Below are 16938 nucleotides of genomic sequence, written 5' to 3' on the forward strand. Positions count from 1 at the left end.
GTCGTGACGGATGTTCGTTTGCGAACTCAAAGCCGTGCTGTTGCCGGCCCGCTAGCGTCGCGCTGAGCGTTCGGGGCCCGGCGGTATGCTGGAAGTGTACGGATGGTGCTTCGTTGGTGCGGTTGGGGAGGTACCGCAATGTTAACGCACATCGGGGATTCTGATGCCCTTTCTTGAGGCAATGGGGTCGAGTCTAGCAAGCGGTAAGCATGGTGGTGTAAGTAACCGTAACCGCGGTCGAGGCCATCGCTTGCCAATATGGTGGCTTATGGCCACACTTACCGCTTTTAGGAGATGTCAACCGGATGGTCAAGTACCGAATTCAAGGGCATTGGCGGTGATAGGCAGCGCACGGAATGATGGCGCGCGACTTTCGGTTTCCGTTGTCGTGTTTCGGCCGGACGTTGCCGCTCTGATCAGGACTCTCGACACGCTGAGGAGTGCGATCTCAACCTTGAACGATGAGAGAGGCCCGGATGGGACGACAATCTTCTTGGTCGACAACGGCGGACTACCGGACGTAGGGAGTGCGGTTCAGTCACTACATGCAGTCGGCGCAGACGTGGCAGTCCTAAGCGGACATGGAAATGTCGGATACGGTCGTGGTCACAACATCGCCCTACAAAGCGTTGGCAGCCGATACCATCTCATTCTTAACCCGGATGTCGATATCGAGCCATCCGCACTGGCCGACGCGATAGCTTTTCTTGATGACAAGCCGGAGGTAGGTCTGCTTGCGCCGCGTATCGGTGATGAGCACAGCGCATTGCAACACCTTTGTCGACGCTTTCCGAGCTTGGTGGACCTCGCAGTGCGTGGGTTCATACCCGTAGCGTGGCGCAAGTGGTTCCGTCGGCGCCTCGCCCACTACGAAATGCGCGACGTGATAAACGACCGCGACGTCGTCTGGGATCCACCCATCGTCAGCGGCTGCTTCATGCTGTTCCGCACGGAAGTGCTGAAGAAGTTGGGCGGTTTCGACCCGCGCTACTTCCTCTACTTCGAGGACTACGACCTGAGCTTGCGTACGCATGACGTCGCGCGCGTCGCGTACGTCCCGTCGGTCCGCGTGATCCACCACGGCGGCGGCGCGTCCCGTAAAGGCTTCGCCCACATCCGCATGTTCGCCGCGTCAGCCTTCAAGTTCTACAACCGCTTTGGCTGGAGGCTGTGGTGAGCCACCTCATCGTCACCGGCGCAAACGGCTTCGTCGGTCGTGCGGTCTGCCGCCGCGCGCTGGACGCCGGGCACACCGTCACCGCACTGGTGAGGCGCCCGGGCGGATCCATCGAACGCGTGCGTGAATGGGTGCACGACGCCGCCGATTTCGACGGCCTCGACGAAGGATGGCCAACGGATCTGGCGGCCGACTGCGTGATCCATCTCGCGGCCCGCGTACACGTGATGCGCGACGAGTCACCGGATCCCGACGCCGCGTTCGACGCGACCAACGTCGCCGGTACCTTGCGTCTCGCCAAAACCGCGCGCCAGCACGGCGTGCGCCGCATCGTCTACGCAAGCAGCATCAAGGCGGTCGGCGAGAGCGACGGCGGCACGCCGTTGTCGGAAGCGGTGAGTCCCAATCCGCAGGACGCCTACGGTCGCTCGAAGCTGCGCGCGGAGCGCGAACTCGCGCAATTCGGTGCGTCGAACGGGCTCGACGTCGTGGTCGTTCGGCCACCGCTCGTCTACGGTCCGACAGTCCGCGCGAACTTCCTGCGAATGATGGACGCGGTAGCGCGCGGGATACCGCTGCCACTCGGCTCGATCGCGGCACGTCGCAGCATCGTCTACGTCGACAACCTGGCCGATGCACTGCTGCAATGCGCGATCGATCCGCGCGCGGCCGGAGAATGCTTCCATGTCGCCGACGACGATGCACCGTCGGTCACGGGGCTGCTACGTCTGGTCGGCGACGCGCTCGGCAAGCCGGCCCGCCTGATCGCTGTCCCGTCCGCCGTGCTGCGCGCGCTCGGTACGCTGACCGGCCGCCGCGCGGCGATCGACCGCCTGACCGGCAGCCTCCAACTGGATACGGGCCGGATCACGCGCGTGCTCGGCTGGCATCCGCCTTATACGACAAGACAGGGCCTCGAAGCGACCGCCGCATGGTATTGTTCGCGCAATACACAACAATAGCCGACATGCATTTCCTGATATCCACGTGGCCCGACGCGGCTGCGGTGGCGCTGGCTGCTGCCATCGCGTCGACGGCCATCCTGCGCATGCTGCTCGCGACCGGCCTTGCGTGGCGCCTTGCCACCGATATTCCGAACGACCGTTCGCTCCACACGCTGCCGACGCCGCGCGTCGGCGGGTGGGGCATCGTACCGGTCTGCGTCGTCGCGCTGCTCGTGCTGGCGCCACACTTGTGGCTGATCGCCATCGCCGCCGCCGGGCTGGCCGCGATGTCCCAGATTGACGACAGGCGCGGGCTGCCCGCCCGCGTGCGGTTCTCGGCGCACCTCGCGGCGGTCGTCGTGCTGATCGTCGTGTTTCCGGCCGACGCGCCGTGGTGGCTGCTGGTCGGCATCGGCTTCGTGATGGTCTGGCTGACGAACCTGTACAACTTCATGGACGGCGCCGACGGCCTTGCGGGCGGTATGGCGCTGTTGGGCTTCGGCGCGTACGCGGTCGCGGCGCTGACCTCCCCGACGTCGTCGCCGGATCTGATCGTCGCCGGCTCGGCCGTCGCCGGCGCCGCGTTCGGCTTCCTGCTGCTGAATTTCCATCCGGCCCGGCTGTTTCTCGGCGATGCTGGTTCGATTCCGCTCGGATTCCTGGCCGGTGCCCTCGGCTATTGGGGCTGGCGCGCGGGCGTGTGGCCGATCTGGTTTCCGGCGCTGGTGTTCGCGCCCTTTATTGCTGACGCATCTGTAACACTTTTGAGACGTCTGTTACGTGGCGAAAAGTTCTGGCAGGCCCACCGGGAGCACTATTATCAAAGGATGGTCCGCGCGGGCGTAGGTCACCGCCGGACAGCTCTTTATTGGTACCTCATCATGCTCGCAGGCATAATCGTCGCCGTGTGGGCAATGGGCCGCCCGGAACTGCAGCAGTGGCTGTCGTTCTTCGCGTGGTACGGCGTCCTGGCATGGTTCGGATGGGTGATCGACATGCGTTGGCGCCGGTTTCAGTCCGCCGCCGAAAATAACTCTTGAGGTTTCCTGCCGATGTTGCGATCCAAAGCATCATGGCTTTCGCTGAGCGCTTTCCTGTTTGACCTGACGGCGGTCGCCGCCGCGTGGTTGTTCGCCTATCTCGTCCGATTCAACGGCAGCGTTCCATCCGATTTCATGGGCGGCGCGCTGACGGCGCTCGTCTGGGTGTTGCCGGTCTACGCGCTGATGTTCCACTTGTTTGGGCTGTATCGCGGGCTGTGGGTGTTCGCGAGCCTTCCCGATCTGATGCGGATCTCCAAGGCCGTCATCGGTGGCGGCGTGATCGTAATGATCGGCGCGGTGATGTTCCAGCCGAGCCCGATCATCCCGCGCTCGGTGCTGCTCGTGTCGCCGCTGATGCTGTTCCTCGCGATGGGAGGCGCCCGCGCGCTGTACCGCGCGACGAAGGAGTTCTACCTGTACGGCGGGCTGGTCGGCCAAGGCAAACCGGTGCTCGTGCTCGGTGCCGGCACGGCCGGCGCGAGCCTCGCGCGGGAGCTGTCGCGTTCGGGCGAATGGCGTCTGGTGGGCCTGCTCGATGACGATCCGACCAAGCAGGGCCGCGAAATCTACGGCTACAAGGTGCTTGGCTCGTTCAACGACCTGAAGCACTGGACCGACGCGCTGAAGGTGGAATACGCGATCATCGCGATTCCGTCGGCCTCGGTCGAAACGCAGCGCCGTGTCGCGACGCTATGCGTGCGCGCCGGCATCAAGGCGATGGTGTTGCCGTCGCTGACCGCACTGATGCCGGGGCAGGGCTTCCTGTCGCAGGTACGGAACATCGATCTCGAGGATCTGCTCGGCCGCGACGCGGTGACGATCGACACACCGCACGTCGAGGCGTTGCTGCGCGGCCGCGTCGTGATGGTGACGGGCGCGGGCGGCTCGATCGGCTCCGAACTGTGCCGGCAGATCCTCCGCTTCAAGCCGGCGCAGCTCGTCGCGTTCGACCTGTCCGAATACGCGATGTATCGGCTGACCGAGGAACTGCGCGAGCGCTTTCCCGATCTGTCCGTCCTGCCTATCATCGGCGATGCGAAGGATTCGCTGCTGCTCGACCAGGTGATGTCGCGTCACGCACCGCACATCGTGTTCCACGCGGCTGCCTACAAGCACGTGCCGTTGATGGAAGAGCACAACGCGTGGCAGGCGCTGCGCAACAACGTGCTCGGCACCTATCGCGTGGCGCGCGCGGCGATTCGCCACGACGTGCGTCACTTCGTGCTGATCTCGACCGACAAGGCCGTCAATCCGACCAATGTGATGGGCGCGAGCAAGCGTCTCGCCGAAATGGCATGCCAAGCGTTGCAGCAGACGAGCGAGCGCACGCAGTTCGAGACGGTGCGCTTCGGTAATGTGCTCGGCAGTGCCGGCAGCGTGATTCCGAAGTTTCAGCAGCAGATCGCGAAGGGCGGGCCGGTGACGGTCACGCACCCGGAAATCACGCGTTTCTTCATGACGATTCCGGAAGCATCGCAACTCGTGCTGCAGGCGTCGAGCATGGGGCGCGGCGGCGAGATCTTCATTCTCGACATGGGCGAGCCGGTCAAGATCGTCGATCTCGCGCGTGACCTGATTCGTCTGTACGGTTTGTCTGAAGGGCAAATCCGGATCGAATTCACGGGGCTGCGTCCCGGTGAGAAACTCTACGAGGAACTGCTCGCGGACGACGAGACGACCACACGCACGCCGCATCCGAAGCTGCGAATCGCGCGTGCGCGCGAAGTGCCGGACCATCTGCTCGATGAGCTATTGCCTTGGCTGATGCAGCACCGCGTGCTCAGCGACGACGAAGTGCGGCGCGACCTGAGGCGCTGGGTGCCGGAGTATCAGACGGCGGTGGCGCCGGTGTTGCAAAGTGTGCCGAGGCGCGTCGTGTCGGGCGGATAGGCTTGATACCCTCGCGCCAATCGGACCGGATGGCTGATGGATATACATGTGCCGTTCAGTAATTTACTGAACGGCTTTTTTGTTGGTGAGTAGCTGCACGCAAGTGCGCGTCGCAAGCTTGGCAAGCAGTTTTAGAACATATTAAATTTCTCGCAAGTTCCAATGGTGGTTGGTTTTTCGTGATTTCATTCTGTTTGTGAAATTAACGTGCGAATATCGCGCCACCCTGTCTCGGTATTTAACAATTCTTAAAACTCGGTGAAACTCCGTCGAGTGATTGACTATCGGCTCGCTCCTGCGTATGTTTAACGACGGGGCGGAACTCGATTGACTGCGGCTGTATTTGTTCGCTCTTGCTTCCTTTCTTCATGTGTCGAACATATCGGTGTCGAAGAAAAGTCGCTATCGCCGACACGCTGTTGTGGTGGAAGGGAAAATGTAAGAAATCAAATAAATAATCAATAAATTGAGACCAATTCAATGAAAACCGGACACATTGCCCGATCGTTGATCGGGGTGCTTGCGGCGTTAGCACTAGGTGGTTGCGGGGATGGCGATAATTCAGCGGTGGCTACCGCGCAGGCTTACAAATTATCAACACTGCGGGCCTCCGGGAATATTGTGAGCTCGGCGCCTTTGAGCGCTACGGCGCCCATCCATGTCGCGTTGGTTCTGAAGCTGAACAACGAAGCCGAGCTCGATGATTTTTTGCGGAGAGCAAGGACGCCGGGTAACGCCAGCTTCGGGGCGGTCCTGAGCTCGGCGCAAGTTGCTGCAAGATACGCGCCTACTACCGGGCAGGTCTCCACCGTGAAAGCCTATTTGCAAAATAGTGGTTTCACGAACATCAAGGTGGCCGGCAACAACATGCTTGTCGAAGCCGATGCGCCAGCCAATGTGGTCGCCGGCGCGTTCCGGACGACACTGGTATCGGTCGCAATGGCGGATGGAAGTCAAACGCATATCAACACTACCGCCGAGACGGTGCCCGATGCCATCAGCGGCATCGTTCGGTCCGTTTTAGGTTTGGATACGGCCACCCGCTTGCGCACACACGGTATCCGGGCTTCTGTCCCGGCAAGCGGTCCTCATGCGAGCGACTCGCCGACAACCGCGGCAGTAACGGCGGGGCATAATCCCACGGCTTTTCCCGCCATCTACTCCGTGGGCAACACTCCGGCGGCCGGCAACATCACCGTGGGCATCATCGCGGAAGGAAATCTATCGCAACCTCTTGCTGATCTGACTACGTTCACAAATAACAACCGATTGCCCGCTGTAGCCGTTTCGGTAATCAATGCAGGAACGCCAAGTCCAGATACGAGCGCGAACTCGGAATGGTCGCTCGATAGCCAAAGCATTGTCGGTATGTCCGGTGGCGTGCGGCAACTCAATTTCTATGTTGCATCATCCTTCGCATGGAGCGACATGGCCAGCGCCATCAATCGAGCGGTGTCGGACAATACTGCTCGGGTCATCAACATGTCGATTGGCGGCTGCGAGAGTTTCGCACCCACTACATCGATCGACCAGATGCTCAAACTCGCCGTAGCGCAAGGGCAGACATTCTCGGTGAGCACGGGCGATTCAGGCAGCGTTGCGTACGGTTGCTCGGGAACCTCGGTGGAATATCCCGCCAGTTCGCCGTATGTCGCCGCCTTGGGCGGCACGACTCTGTACACGAATGCGGACGGAAGCTATGCCGGCGAGACGGCGTGGAACTCGGGTGGTGGCGGCATCAGCGTCGTGGAACCCATTCCGTCGTGGCAATCGAGCGTACCTCAGCTCAACGGGCGGGCTAATCGCGGCACGCCGGACATTGCGTTTGATGCGGATCCCAATAGTGGTGCGCTGATCATTGTAGGAGGCCAAATCCAGCAATGGGGCGGGACGAGTCTGGCCGCGCCCTTGTTTGCTGCGACGTGGGCACGCATCCTCTCCGGCAGTTGCTCGGCGAATCCAGGATTCGCACCGCCCGCCTTGTATGGCTTTCAAGCGACGACCCCCGCCATTTTCCGCGATATCTCCAGCGGTTCGAACGGTGCATACAGCGCGGGTCCGGGATGGGATTTCGTGACCGGTTGGGGCACGCCGAACGTCAGCGTATTGCATTCCGCGATCTGCGTTCCAACGACGCCGATCTATGGCGGCAATCTCAACGAAGGAACGACGCTGAGCCCGGGCCAAGTCGTGTATTCGGCCTCCGGAAACCATAAACTCGTCATGCAATATGACGGTAACCTCGTGCTTTACAACGTGGGTAACGGTGCTGCGATATGGAATTCCGGAACGTCGGGAAATCCGGGGGCTTATGCCGCTTTCCAGCTTGACGGGAACTTCGTTGTCTATGGGGCGGGTGGCAAGGCGCTGTGGTTTTCGTCGACCACCGGCACGCCTTATGATCAACATCTCGCCGTACAAGATGACGGCAACATGGTGATCTACGAGGCACATGTGCCTTTGTTTTACACCGCGACCGCTACGACGGGCTATCCAAACTCCCCTAGCGGCCCTGCTGTCTGGAATGGCGGCACCACCCTCGTGAGCGGCCAGAATTTCACTTCGGGCAATGGCGCGAATGTGCTGGTCATGCAGGGTGATGGCAATCTGGTGCTGCTTCGCCAGGGGGTTCCGCAATGGAATTCAGGGACGTTCAATCATCCCGGGGCATATGCGACGATGCAAACCGACGGCAATCTAGTCGTCTACAGTCCGGCTGGCGTTGCGCTGTGGAATTCCGGCACGGGCGGACATCCGGGGGCAGCGACTTACGTTCAAGACGATGGTAACGTCGTGATCTATGCGCAGGTACCGCACTGGAGCACCAATACCGCAGGAAGCTAACATTCTTCGGTCGGTGGAGGCCGGCACCATCACGCTGGCCGCCGCCACCTTCAAGATTCCCGCCTCTCATTCCTCGCCATCATCCACCGCGGCACTCTGAACCTGACGATGCTGAGATAACGCCACACACGCCAGCGCGAACAGCACCACAAAAACGAGCAGATGCACGGTATACCACCAGAACCGCGTCGCTGGAATCACCGTGTCGAGGCACGACAGCCAAAGACAAGGTGAGGGAGGGGGATCGAAATCCGCCGCGTGGGATTGACCGGCTCTGGAATTTTCGGACCAATCGAAGCCGTCGATGAGGTTGGTCCGTTCGCGAGCACCGCGATGGCGAGCACCGTGATGAACATGGAAATGGCGACGCAGCCGGGCGGGAAGTCGAGCGGCGACACGCCGATGCGCTTGATCGCGATGCCCAGCAGCCAGAATGCCAGCGCAGCCGCGCCCGTCGTGCACAGCAAGCAGCGCCGCGCGGTGACATGTGCTTGGTCAAGATCGAGAAAAAAGAAATTGCTGAATAACGAAGTGGGCTCACTCTCTCGATATGGACATACCTTAATCTATGGCCATTTCTCGAATTCATGCTGTAAAAATTTCGAGATTTAATCTCGATTATTTTTATTAATTTAACGGACCACTGCTTAGCGTGGAGAATTGTGCGCTTTCGTGCTTTGAATATTCGATCCGTTATAGCAACATCTTCCATGCGCTCATTCAGCTTGTCGTCGCGTCACCAACTCGACATTTCGCTTGCCGAACCGGTGTTCTGTGATGTCCCACCCTGCCTTGAGACGCGGGCGGAGGATACAGTTCCCGGCCTGTTCGAACCATCAAATCGTGCGGGCAGCAGCAAGTCGATCCTTGGTCTGGTTTTATAAATAAAGCGAGGGAAGAAATTGAGACGTCGAATCTTTACAGTAATAGAAAATCAACGACAAAAATTGCGATCAAGAGCAGGTGCGACCGCTGTCCTGTTACTGTCGATGACATTGGCCGCTTGCGGTGGCTCGGATGATGAAACCACGTCGGCAGTGGCAGAACGACAGGCGGCTATCGTTGCAAACAAACAGCCAGTCAATAGTGGAGGGCAATACGACCAATTCAATCTCCAGGCGCTGCCGGAAACTGCCGAGACTGACCGCTTCATCGTCAAATACAAGGAAGGCTCGCGACTGCGTCGCGATGCAGCCAGCGTCGATGCACGCGTGAACGAACGCACGCGTTCGATGCGAATGCATGCACGCCACTCCCTCCGCCTGGCAACGGGTGCTGATGTGATCGTCACCGATCGCAAGCTGACTCGTGAGCAGGCAAAGTCATATATGCAGCAGATTCATACTGACCCGGAGGTGGAATATATCGAGCCGGATGTACGAATCTTCCCGCAAATGGCCCCCAACGACCCTGGGTACTCCAGGCAATTTGGTTACTGGGGCTCGCAAAGATCAGCAGGAGGAATCAATGCGGAAGAAGCCTGGGATATCGCCAACGGTGCTGGCATCACAATAGCTGAGCTCGATACTGGCATTGCCTTTCATGGAGACCTTGATGGCAATATCCTGGCCGGTACCGAAATCAGCCGGGGGCGCTTCAGCGGTGATGGGCGGGATCGCGGAGTCACGACGGAAAGCTGCCAGCCAAATTGGCATGGTACCCATGTCGCAGGAACACTGGCTGCCTCGACGAATAACGGGGCGGGTGTGGCCGGAACAGCGTGGGGCGCCAAAATTGTACCGGTGAAAGTTTTGCCTACATGCGGCTACGGATATCTTTCAGATACCGCTACCGGTGTTATTTGGGCTTCTGGTGGCGTCGTTCCTGGCGCACCAGCCAATCAGCTTCCCGCTCAAGTCTTGAATTTGAGTCTTGGGGGCGTGGGCGTTTGCTCCCGTACCATGCAGGATGCTATCGATAGCGCGCTCAGCCGCGGCACCATTGCAGTTGTTGCCGCAGGGAATGCCGGAGCAGACGCGATGAGCCAAACGCCGGCAAACTGCAACGATGTGATCACTGTTGCAGCGCACAAATCAGATGGCGCTGTTGCATCGTTCTCTAACTGGGGCAATCGGATCGACATTTCTGCACCCGGACAGAACGTCTATTCAACGTGGAAAAGTGGAAGAGATGCTTCCGCAACCGATAGCTACGCGACGATGGATGGGACCTCCATGGCAACCCCTCACGTGGCAGGCGTGGTGGCACTGATGCAGTCGGTAGCGGCTCCCAGGCGCCTCACGGTCAACGAAGTCAAGAACATATTCAGAAGCACAGCCAGACCGTTCGCTGTGCAACCTCATAACCCCCAGGGCCCAGGAATTCTTGACGCAAGAATGGCGGTATTGGTCGCAAGGGATGCAGGCGCGTCTCAGAGTGGGGTTTTGAGTATTAACCAATCAGCATGCTCGCCATCTGGCAAGGTCTGCTTGGTTATGCAGGGTGATGGCAATCTCGTGCTCTACCCATCGACGGGGGGGCAGGCGCTTTGGGCGACTGGGACGCAAGGAACGGGAGCCACTCGCGCCGTAATGCAAGCCGATGGAAATCTTGCGCTGTACACCGCAGCGAACAAAGCTGTCTGGTCCACCCAGACGAACAACCCCGGCACTTTTCTTGCTGTACAAGATGATGGGAATGTTGTCGCCTACTGGCCTCGACCGATTTGGCATAGCCAGACCTCGGACCTTGCATCTGCCACAGGCGAGAACGCGGTCATTTTTGGTCCGGGAACTCAACTGACCGTGGGCCAATGCTATGCCGTCGGCGCATTCTGCTTGGTCTTCCAAGCGGACGGCAACCTTGTCTTGTACAAGAATCGCGCAAACGCTGTTTGGAATTCAGGCACATATGGAAGAGGGGCCGTTCGCGCAATCCTGCAACCGGATGGCAATCTGGTGATCTACAACAGCAGCGGCGTAGCGCTCTGGGCCACACACACGGCTGGAAATCCCAATGCATATCTTGCGTTGCAGGCCGATGGCAATTTGGTGATGTACTCCAATACGCCAGTATGGAGTCGCATGACCGGAAGCATGTCACCTGGGCCCGCCGCGCAACCATTGCCTCGCCCTGCGCGTTGCTATGATATTGGACAGTGCAACTCATCGACAATTTCCCCGTATGCGAGCCGTTAGCGGCGTCCTTGCCTAGCGATCGCTGCACCCTGACGCTACGTGTCCGCGTGGGCACGTAGCCATTTGCACAGGTGACGCCACTTGTGATCCGCTCTAGCAATCCTGGACACAAACGCGTGTTGGTGTTTGGGGGGGGCAATTGTCCCAATAGGAACGGAAGGTTGGCAATGAGCCGGCGAACAGCCGGTTCTGGAGACGATGGCCGCACTGGCGAATCATCATCCGGAGATTCGGGTGAATCCCGCATTGGTTCGTGCCAGCGAGGTACGCAAACCGATGGGTTCGACCGAACGGTTGAGCGGTGCGATAGGCGTACTTCAGATCGTTCCGCTCGAAGACACGCATCCGCTGGACGCGCCGGCATGACGGCGTCGCTCAGTGACTGTCCCGTTGCTTCCTCACCACCATCCACCGCGGCGCCCTGAACCTGACGATGCTGAGATAAAGCCACACATACGTCAGCGCGAACACCACAACAAACACGAACAGATGCACGGTATGCCGCCAGAACAGCGTCGCCGGTATCACCGCGACGAGGCACAGCAACCACAGATAAGGTGACGTGAGCGAATTCCGCCGCGTCAGATCATGCGCGTGCTTCGTCCCGACGGCCCACCGCATCAGCCGCTTGTACACGAGCATATGCAGATGCACGCCGTCCGGAATCCCCGGCGACATCCCGCGGATGAACTTCTTCCGGTAGATCGAGAAGCAGGTCTCGAAGATCGGATACATGAACAACAGCACCGGATACCAAGCGGACACCTCGCGATTGCGCATCACCAGCATGATCGCAAGCTCGGCAAGCATGAACCCGATGAAATACGCGCCGCCGTCGCCGAGAAAGATCAGCCCCGCCGGGAAATTCCACAGGAAGAAGCCGAGCACCGCGCCCATCATGATGATCGACGCGGACATCACGACCGGGTCGTTCACATGGAACGCGACATACGCGAGCGACGCGAACATCATGAAGCTGACCATCGAGGCGAGCCCGTTGAACCCGTCGATGATGTTGATCGCGTTCGCGAGCGCCGCGACCGCGAGCACGGTGATGAATGCCGAGATGGCCACGTAGCCGAGCAGGAAATCGAGCGGCGGCACGCTGATGCGCTTGACCGCGATGCCCAGCAGCCAGAACGCCAGCGCGGCCGCGCCCATCGTGCAGAGCAGCCGTGCGCGCGGCGACACGCGCTTGGTCAGGTCTTCGACGAGGCCCGACAGGAACGCCGGCATCCCGCATGCGACGATCCCGAGAATGCTGCCGGCGATCGTCGGATAGCGCCGCGACACGAGCAGCGCGGCCACGACGACCCCGGCGAGGATCCCGATGCCCCCGACGCGCGGCACGGGCCGCACGTGGAATTTCTGCACGCCGGCCAGGTCGCTGTCGATCGAGAATTTCTCGTGAAGGTGCGCGTAGCGCACGATGAACAGCGTGACGAGCAAGGAGACGATGAAGCCGGACGCGAAGCTGAGCATGGGATCGCTCGAAAAATGGACAGCGGATTATACAAAACCGCGCGGGTTCCCCTCCTGCCATCGCCAGTGGTCGGCACACATTTCCTCGATGCCGAGCGTCGCGCGCCAGCCGATGATGTCGGCCGCGGCCTGCGGGTTCGCATAGCACTCGGCGATGTCGCCCGGGCGGCGCGCGACGAGTTCGTACGGCACCGGGCGGCCCGACGCCTTCTCGAACGCGCGCACGACTTCCAGCACGCTGTAGCCTTGCCCGGTGCCGAGGTTCACGACGAAGCTGGCGTCGCGCTTGGCCAGTGCGGCGAGCGCGGCGATGTGCCCCTTCGCGAGATCGACGACGTGGATGTAGTCGCGCACGCCGGTGCCGTCCGGCGTCGGGTAATCCGAACCGAATACACGGAGCTTTTCCAGCTTGCCGACCGCGACCTGCGCGACGTACGGCATCAGGTTGTTCGGGATGCCGGCCGGATCCTCGCCGATCAGCCCGCTCGCGTGCGCGCCGACCGGGTTGAAGTAGCGCAGCGTCGCGATCCGCCACGACGGGTCCGAGACTTCGAGGTCGCGCAGGATCTGCTCGGCGATCAGCTTCGACTGGCCGTACGGGTTCGTCGCGGACAGCGGGAACGATTCGTCGATCGGCGAGCGTTCGGGCACGCCGTACACGGTCGCGGACGAGCTGAACACGAACTGCCTGACGTTGCGCTCGCGCATGACCTTGAGCACGGCGAGCAGGCCGCCGATGTTGTTCTGGTAGTACTCGAGCGGCTTCGCGACCGATTCGCCGACGGCCTTGAGCGCCGCGAAGTGAATCGTGCCGGTGATCGGGTGCGCGTCGAATACCTTCGCGAGCGCGGCTTCGTCGCACACGTCGACCTGGTGGAACGCGGGCGTCTTGCCCGTGATCCGCTCGATGCGGCGCACGGATTCGGCCTTGCTGTTCACGAGGTTGTCGACGATCACGACGTCGTAGCCGTTGTCGAGCAGCTCGACGGCCGTGTGCGAGCCGATATAGCCCGCGCCGCCGGTAACGAGGATGGTGCCTTTAGCGGTCATGCTGATGCGCTCCTTCAGAGTGTGAATCCCGTCAACGAATGGATGGTCTCCCGGTAGCGTTCGACGACCTGCTGTTCGTCGAATTCCGCCGCGACCTTGTGCCGGCCGCTTGCGCCCATCGCCGCCCGGCCTTGCGGCCCGAGCGCGATCATGCGATTCATTTGCTCCGCGAGGCTCGCGCTGTCCCGCGCGCGGCACAGGAAGCCCGTTTCGCCGTCGGCGACGACGTCGCGGCAACCCGGCACGTCGGTCGCGACGATCGGGCGGCCCATCGCCGATGCTTCCATCAACGTGCGCGGCACGCCCTCTCGGTACGACGGCAGCACGACGCAATCGGCCGCCGCGATGTGCGGGCGCACGTCGTGCGCTTCGCCGAGATACTCGACGATGCCTTCGCCGACCCACGCGTCGACGTCCGCGCGACCGATCGCGCTCGGATTGTCGACGCCGAGCGGCCCGAGCAGCTGGAAGCGCGCGTTCGGAAAGCGTTCGCGCACGAGACGCGCGGCCTCGACGTATTCGCGTACGCCCTTGTCCCACAGCAGCCGGCCGATCAGGATGAAGACGGGCGCGTCGCCGCCCGGCAGCGGCACGGGCGAGAACTGTTCGAGATCGACGCCTTCGCCGTGCAGCAGCCGCGCGCGCTCGGGATGCGCGAGCAAGCGCTCGTCGGTGAAGGTCGCGAGATCGTCGCGATTGAGGAACCACACCTCGCGCGGGAAGCGGAACGCGAACCGGTACAGGCGCTTCGCGACGCTCGCCGCGCGGCTCTTCTGGATGAACACGTAGCCGAGGCCCGTCGTCACCGCGATCGACGGCACGCGCGCGAGCCACGCGGCCACCGAGCCGTAGATGTTCGGCTTGATCGTGTAATGGAACACGAGATCGGGCCGCAGCGCGCGGTAGTGGCGCGCGAGCGCGGCGAGCGTGCCGAGATCCTCGCGCGGGCTCGTGCCTTTCGACGCGACGGCAAGCGCGACGTAACGGCAGCCCATCTGCTCGAGCAGCGGCACCGTGCGGTCGTGCGGCGCGATCACGACGACCTCGGCGCCGCGCGCGACGAGCGCACGGATCAGCCCGTGGCGATACGTATGGATCGCCCAGGCCGTGTTGCAGACGAGCGCGATGCGCAGCGGGGACGTGGTGGACATGAAAAAAAGAAAAAATAAAGCGTCGTAATTGCCGGACGGGCCGGATGCGCGTCAGGCGGACGGCCGCGCGGCGAACAGCGTCTGCTTGATGCGCTGCAGCGTACGGTACGGCGTCACGAAATGCAGCAGGTTCTTGGCGAGGCCGGCCCAGTCGTACGGGTTCAGCACGTTGAAGTGGCGCAGCAGCAGCGTGAGCGTCGACACCAGCTGGCGCCGGCGTTTGGTCGCACTGATCCCGCCCTCGTTAAGCTCGTAATACAGGCCGAGTTCCGGCAGGTTCGCGCAATCGTAGCGTTGCATTAACCGTAAAAAAAGATCGAGATCCTCGGCCGCGCGGTACTTCGCCCGATAGTTGCCCACTTCGCGCACGGCGTCGATGCGCAACATGACCGACGGATGCACGAGCGGCGAGCGCAGGAAGCGCGTGCGGCGCAACGTGCGCGGGTCGGCGGGCGGCGTCAGCATGAAGCGCGGCTCGCCGGCGCGCGACACGACCTGCGTCCACATGCCGACGCAGGCCACGCGCGGGTGGGCGTCGAGATACGCGCGTTCTTTCGCCAGGCGCTGCGGCGTGGCGAGATCGCCCGCATCGATGCGGGCCGCATAGCGGAAGCCGCGCGCGGCGAGCGCGTCGATGCCGGCCGCCAGCGCGCGTTCGATGCCGCCGTTGCGCGGCATGCGCAGCACGTCGATCGACAGGCCTGGCAGGTCGGGTGCGACGATCGGCGGCGTGCTGCCGTCGTCGACGATCAGCACGTGCACGGGTGCGTCCTCGCGAAACGACGCGAGGGTCCGGGCGACGTCGTCGTGCCCGTTGTAGGCCGGCATCAGCACGGCCACGTCGTCGAGCGGGGGCGGGCAATCAGGGGACGTCATGTTCGCAGCTTGAAACGGATGTAATAAAAGTTGACGGCGGCAGCAGCCAGGTAGCCGGCCGCCAGCCCGACGAGCGCGCCGTACAGGCCGAGCCGCGGGATCGCGAACAGGTTGACGAGCACGGCGATCGCCAGCGCGAGCAGCCATTTCGACAGCAACACGAATTTTGCTTGATATTTGAGAACGATAAGATTGCCTATCGCCTCGATGCCGGCCGGCACGGACAGCCAGACGGCCCAGCGGAAGATGTCGACCGACGCCTCGTAGCCGCGGCCGAACACCTTGCCGACGATCAGCGGGGCGGCCGTGTCGAGCACGAGCGCGCCAGCCGTCATCAGGCCGGCCGTCATCGCGATCAGCCGGACGATGTTGCGGCGCAGCCGCGCGACGTCCTGCACGCGGTACACGAACGCGGGCGCGATGGTCTGCGCGAGCATCAGCGCGAGCGTGATCCAGTTCTCGTTGAGCTGCTGCGCGGCCGAATAGCGGCCGAGATCGGCGAACGACACGTGGCGCTCGAGCATCAGGCGGTCGAGTTTCAGGAACAGGTACATGCAGATGAGGCCGAGCCAGAACACGGTGCCGGCCGTTGCAAAGTGCCGGAACAGCGATGTGTCGAACGTCCAGCCGAGCGCGCTGCCGTTACGATGGCGGTAGTACAGCAGCAGCGCGAGGCCGATCGCGGCGGCTTCCAGCGCCCACAGCCACGCGAAGCGGGCGGGGCCGGCGGCCGCGCGCACCAGCAGCCACACGAGCAGCGCCTTGGCGAGCGCCGTGACCATGCTGGCGACGAGCTGCGGCTTGCTGTAGGTCATGCTCTGCAGCCACGCGTTGATCACGCCGACGAACGGCTCGCGAAACACCATCGTGACCGCGAGGCCCGCGAGCATCGCGCCGACCAGCGGGTCGAAGGCGCCCGCGGCGATCGCGATCCAGGTCGCGGCGAGCGCGGCGACCGACACGGCGATGCGCAGCACGAACGCGCTGCCGAGCACCGCGCCGAGCTGGGCGGGCGGGAGCTGGACGATGGTCGGGACGAGGATTTCCGCGCCGCACACCCAGGTGAGCGGCGCCAGTACCAGGAGAAGCGTATTCGCGTACTGCCATTTGCCGAACACATCTGGCCCGAAATAACGGGCCAGCAGGCCGCTGATCGCGATCGCGACGCCGATCTGCGTGAGCCGTTCGAGGCCCAGCCAGACGAGGTTCGCGACGGCTTTCGCGACGTCCGGGTTGCCGAAGCGCTTCAGCATGCGCGGCAGCGACGGCGCGCGCGGGGGGCGGCCGAAAGCGGCGGGTGGGCGGCGGCGGGACGGCTAGGCATTAAAATAGGCGGTATGCGCG

Annotated in this window: 12 protein-coding genes and 1 pseudogene; 7 read left to right on the forward strand and 6 right to left on the reverse strand. The window is 62.2% G+C overall.

The genetic code is table 11. The annotated features are described in order from the left end of the window. The first annotated feature begins 163 nt into the window (after window positions 1-163). The 5 genes from GJG85_RS04375 (at window position 164) to GJG85_RS04395 (ending at window position 7898) form a co-directional block, all read left to right on the forward strand. The gene (locus GJG85_RS04375; RefSeq protein WP_239468928.1) at window positions 164-1177 is read left to right on the forward strand and encodes a glycosyltransferase family 2 protein; all 1014 of its coding nucleotides are present in this window, start codon (window positions 164-166) and stop codon (window positions 1175-1177) included. After that, window positions 1174-2139: an SDR family oxidoreductase gene (locus GJG85_RS04380; RefSeq protein WP_050011662.1), complete on the forward strand. Its 966-nt coding sequence runs from the start codon at window positions 1174-1176 to the stop codon at window positions 2137-2139. The genes GJG85_RS04375 and GJG85_RS04380 overlap by 4 nt, the downstream gene beginning before the upstream one ends. Before the next feature lie 5 nt (window positions 2140-2144). Beyond that, window positions 2145-3161: a glycosyltransferase family 4 protein gene (locus GJG85_RS04385; RefSeq protein ID WP_239468929.1), complete on the forward strand. Its 1017-nt coding sequence runs from the start codon at window positions 2145-2147 to the stop codon at window positions 3159-3161. Between the two features lie 12 nt (window positions 3162-3173). Further along, the gene (locus GJG85_RS04390; RefSeq protein ID WP_204383699.1) at window positions 3174-5054 is read left to right on the forward strand and encodes a nucleoside-diphosphate sugar epimerase/dehydratase; all 1881 of its coding nucleotides are present in this window, start codon (window positions 3174-3176) and stop codon (window positions 5052-5054) included. 480 nt (window positions 5055-5534) lie between these two features. Further along, window positions 5535-7898: a protease pro-enzyme activation domain-containing protein gene (locus GJG85_RS04395; RefSeq protein WP_204383700.1), complete on the forward strand. Its 2364-nt coding sequence runs from the start codon at window positions 5535-5537 to the stop codon at window positions 7896-7898. A 50-nt stretch (window positions 7899-7948) separates the two neighbouring features. Here GJG85_RS04395 and GJG85_RS34935 read toward each other — a convergent pair. Next, window positions 7949-8401, reverse strand: a pseudogene (locus GJG85_RS34935) (hypothetical protein); the annotation flags it as partial. A gap of 399 nt (window positions 8402-8800) precedes the next feature. Here GJG85_RS34935 and GJG85_RS04405 point away from each other — a divergent pair. Both GJG85_RS04405 and GJG85_RS04410 read left to right on the forward strand, forming a co-directional pair. Beyond that, window positions 8801-11035 carry a S8 family serine peptidase gene (locus GJG85_RS04405; protein WP_204383702.1) on the forward strand — a complete coding sequence of 745 codons (2235 nt, stop codon included), beginning with the start codon at window positions 8801-8803 and terminating at the stop codon, window positions 11033-11035. A gap of 198 nt (window positions 11036-11233) precedes the next feature. Beyond that, entirely contained in the window at window positions 11234-11401 is a 168-nt protein-coding gene (locus GJG85_RS04410) for a hypothetical protein (RefSeq protein ID WP_185641117.1), read from the forward strand. A gap of 9 nt (window positions 11402-11410) precedes the next feature. On the opposite strand, the gene GJG85_RS04415 is transcribed toward GJG85_RS04410, so the two are convergent. The 5 genes from GJG85_RS04415 to GJG85_RS04435 are packed head-to-tail and all read right to left on the reverse strand — an operon-like array spanning window position 11411 to window position 16847. After that, the gene (locus GJG85_RS04415; protein WP_124593951.1) at window positions 11411-12517 is read right to left on the reverse strand and encodes a glycosyltransferase; all 1107 of its coding nucleotides are present in this window, start codon (window positions 12515-12517) and stop codon (window positions 11411-11413) included. A 27-nt stretch (window positions 12518-12544) separates the two neighbouring features. Beyond that, window positions 12545-13567 carry a UDP-glucose 4-epimerase GalE gene (gene galE / locus GJG85_RS04420; protein WP_204383703.1) on the reverse strand — a complete coding sequence of 341 codons (1023 nt, stop codon included), beginning with the start codon at window positions 13565-13567 and terminating at the stop codon, window positions 12545-12547. Between the two features lie 14 nt (window positions 13568-13581). After that, window positions 13582-14718 (reverse strand): glycosyltransferase family 4 protein, encoded by a 1137-nt coding sequence (locus GJG85_RS04425; RefSeq protein WP_204383704.1) that lies wholly within the window; start codon window positions 14716-14718, stop codon window positions 13582-13584. Window positions 14719-14769: 51 nt separating this feature from the next. Further along, the gene (locus tag GJG85_RS04430) at window positions 14770-15594 is read right to left on the reverse strand and encodes a glycosyltransferase (RefSeq protein ID WP_089488215.1); all 825 of its coding nucleotides are present in this window, start codon (window positions 15592-15594) and stop codon (window positions 14770-14772) included. Beyond that, the gene (locus GJG85_RS04435) at window positions 15591-16847 is read right to left on the reverse strand and encodes an oligosaccharide flippase family protein (protein ID WP_204383706.1); all 1257 of its coding nucleotides are present in this window, start codon (window positions 16845-16847) and stop codon (window positions 15591-15593) included. Before GJG85_RS04435 ends, GJG85_RS04430 begins: the two co-directional genes overlap by 4 nt. Window positions 16848-16938: the final 91 nt, after the last annotated feature.

This window comes from Burkholderia sp. MS389 (assembly GCF_016899425.1).
GTDB classification, from domain to species: Bacteria; Pseudomonadota; Gammaproteobacteria; order Burkholderiales; family Burkholderiaceae; genus Burkholderia; species Burkholderia sola.

Bases quoted from the DNA above. Each gene is read 5' to 3' on its own strand.
- GJG85_RS04375 (WP_239468928.1), top strand. From the start codon at position 164: ATGCCCTTTCTTGAGGCAATGGGGTCGAGTCTAGCAAGCGGTAAGCAT.
- GJG85_RS04385 (WP_239468929.1), top strand. From the start codon at position 2,145: ATGCATTTCCTGATATCCACGTGGCCCGACGCGGCTGCGGTGGCGCTG.
- GJG85_RS04390 (WP_204383699.1), top strand. From the start codon at position 3,174: ATGTTGCGATCCAAAGCATCATGGCTTTCGCTGAGCGCTTTCCTGTTT.
- GJG85_RS04395 (WP_204383700.1), top strand. From the start codon at position 5,535: ATGAAAACCGGACACATTGCCCGATCGTTGATCGGGGTGCTTGCGGCG.
- GJG85_RS04410 (WP_185641117.1), top strand. From the start codon at position 11,234: ATGGCCGCACTGGCGAATCATCATCCGGAGATTCGGGTGAATCCCGCA.
- GJG85_RS04415 (WP_124593951.1), bottom strand. From the start codon at position 12,517: ATGCTCAGCTTCGCGTCCGGCTTCATCGTCTCCTTGCTCGTCACGCTG.
- galE (WP_204383703.1), bottom strand. From the start codon at position 13,567: ATGACCGCTAAAGGCACCATCCTCGTTACCGGCGGCGCGGGCTATATC.
- GJG85_RS04425 (WP_204383704.1), bottom strand. From the start codon at position 14,718: ATGTCCACCACGTCCCCGCTGCGCATCGCGCTCGTCTGCAACACGGCC.
- GJG85_RS04430 (WP_089488215.1), bottom strand. From the start codon at position 15,594: ATGACGTCCCCTGATTGCCCGCCCCCGCTCGACGACGTGGCCGTGCTG.
- GJG85_RS04435 (WP_204383706.1), bottom strand. From the start codon at position 16,847: ATGCTGAAGCGCTTCGGCAACCCGGACGTCGCGAAAGCCGTCGCGAAC.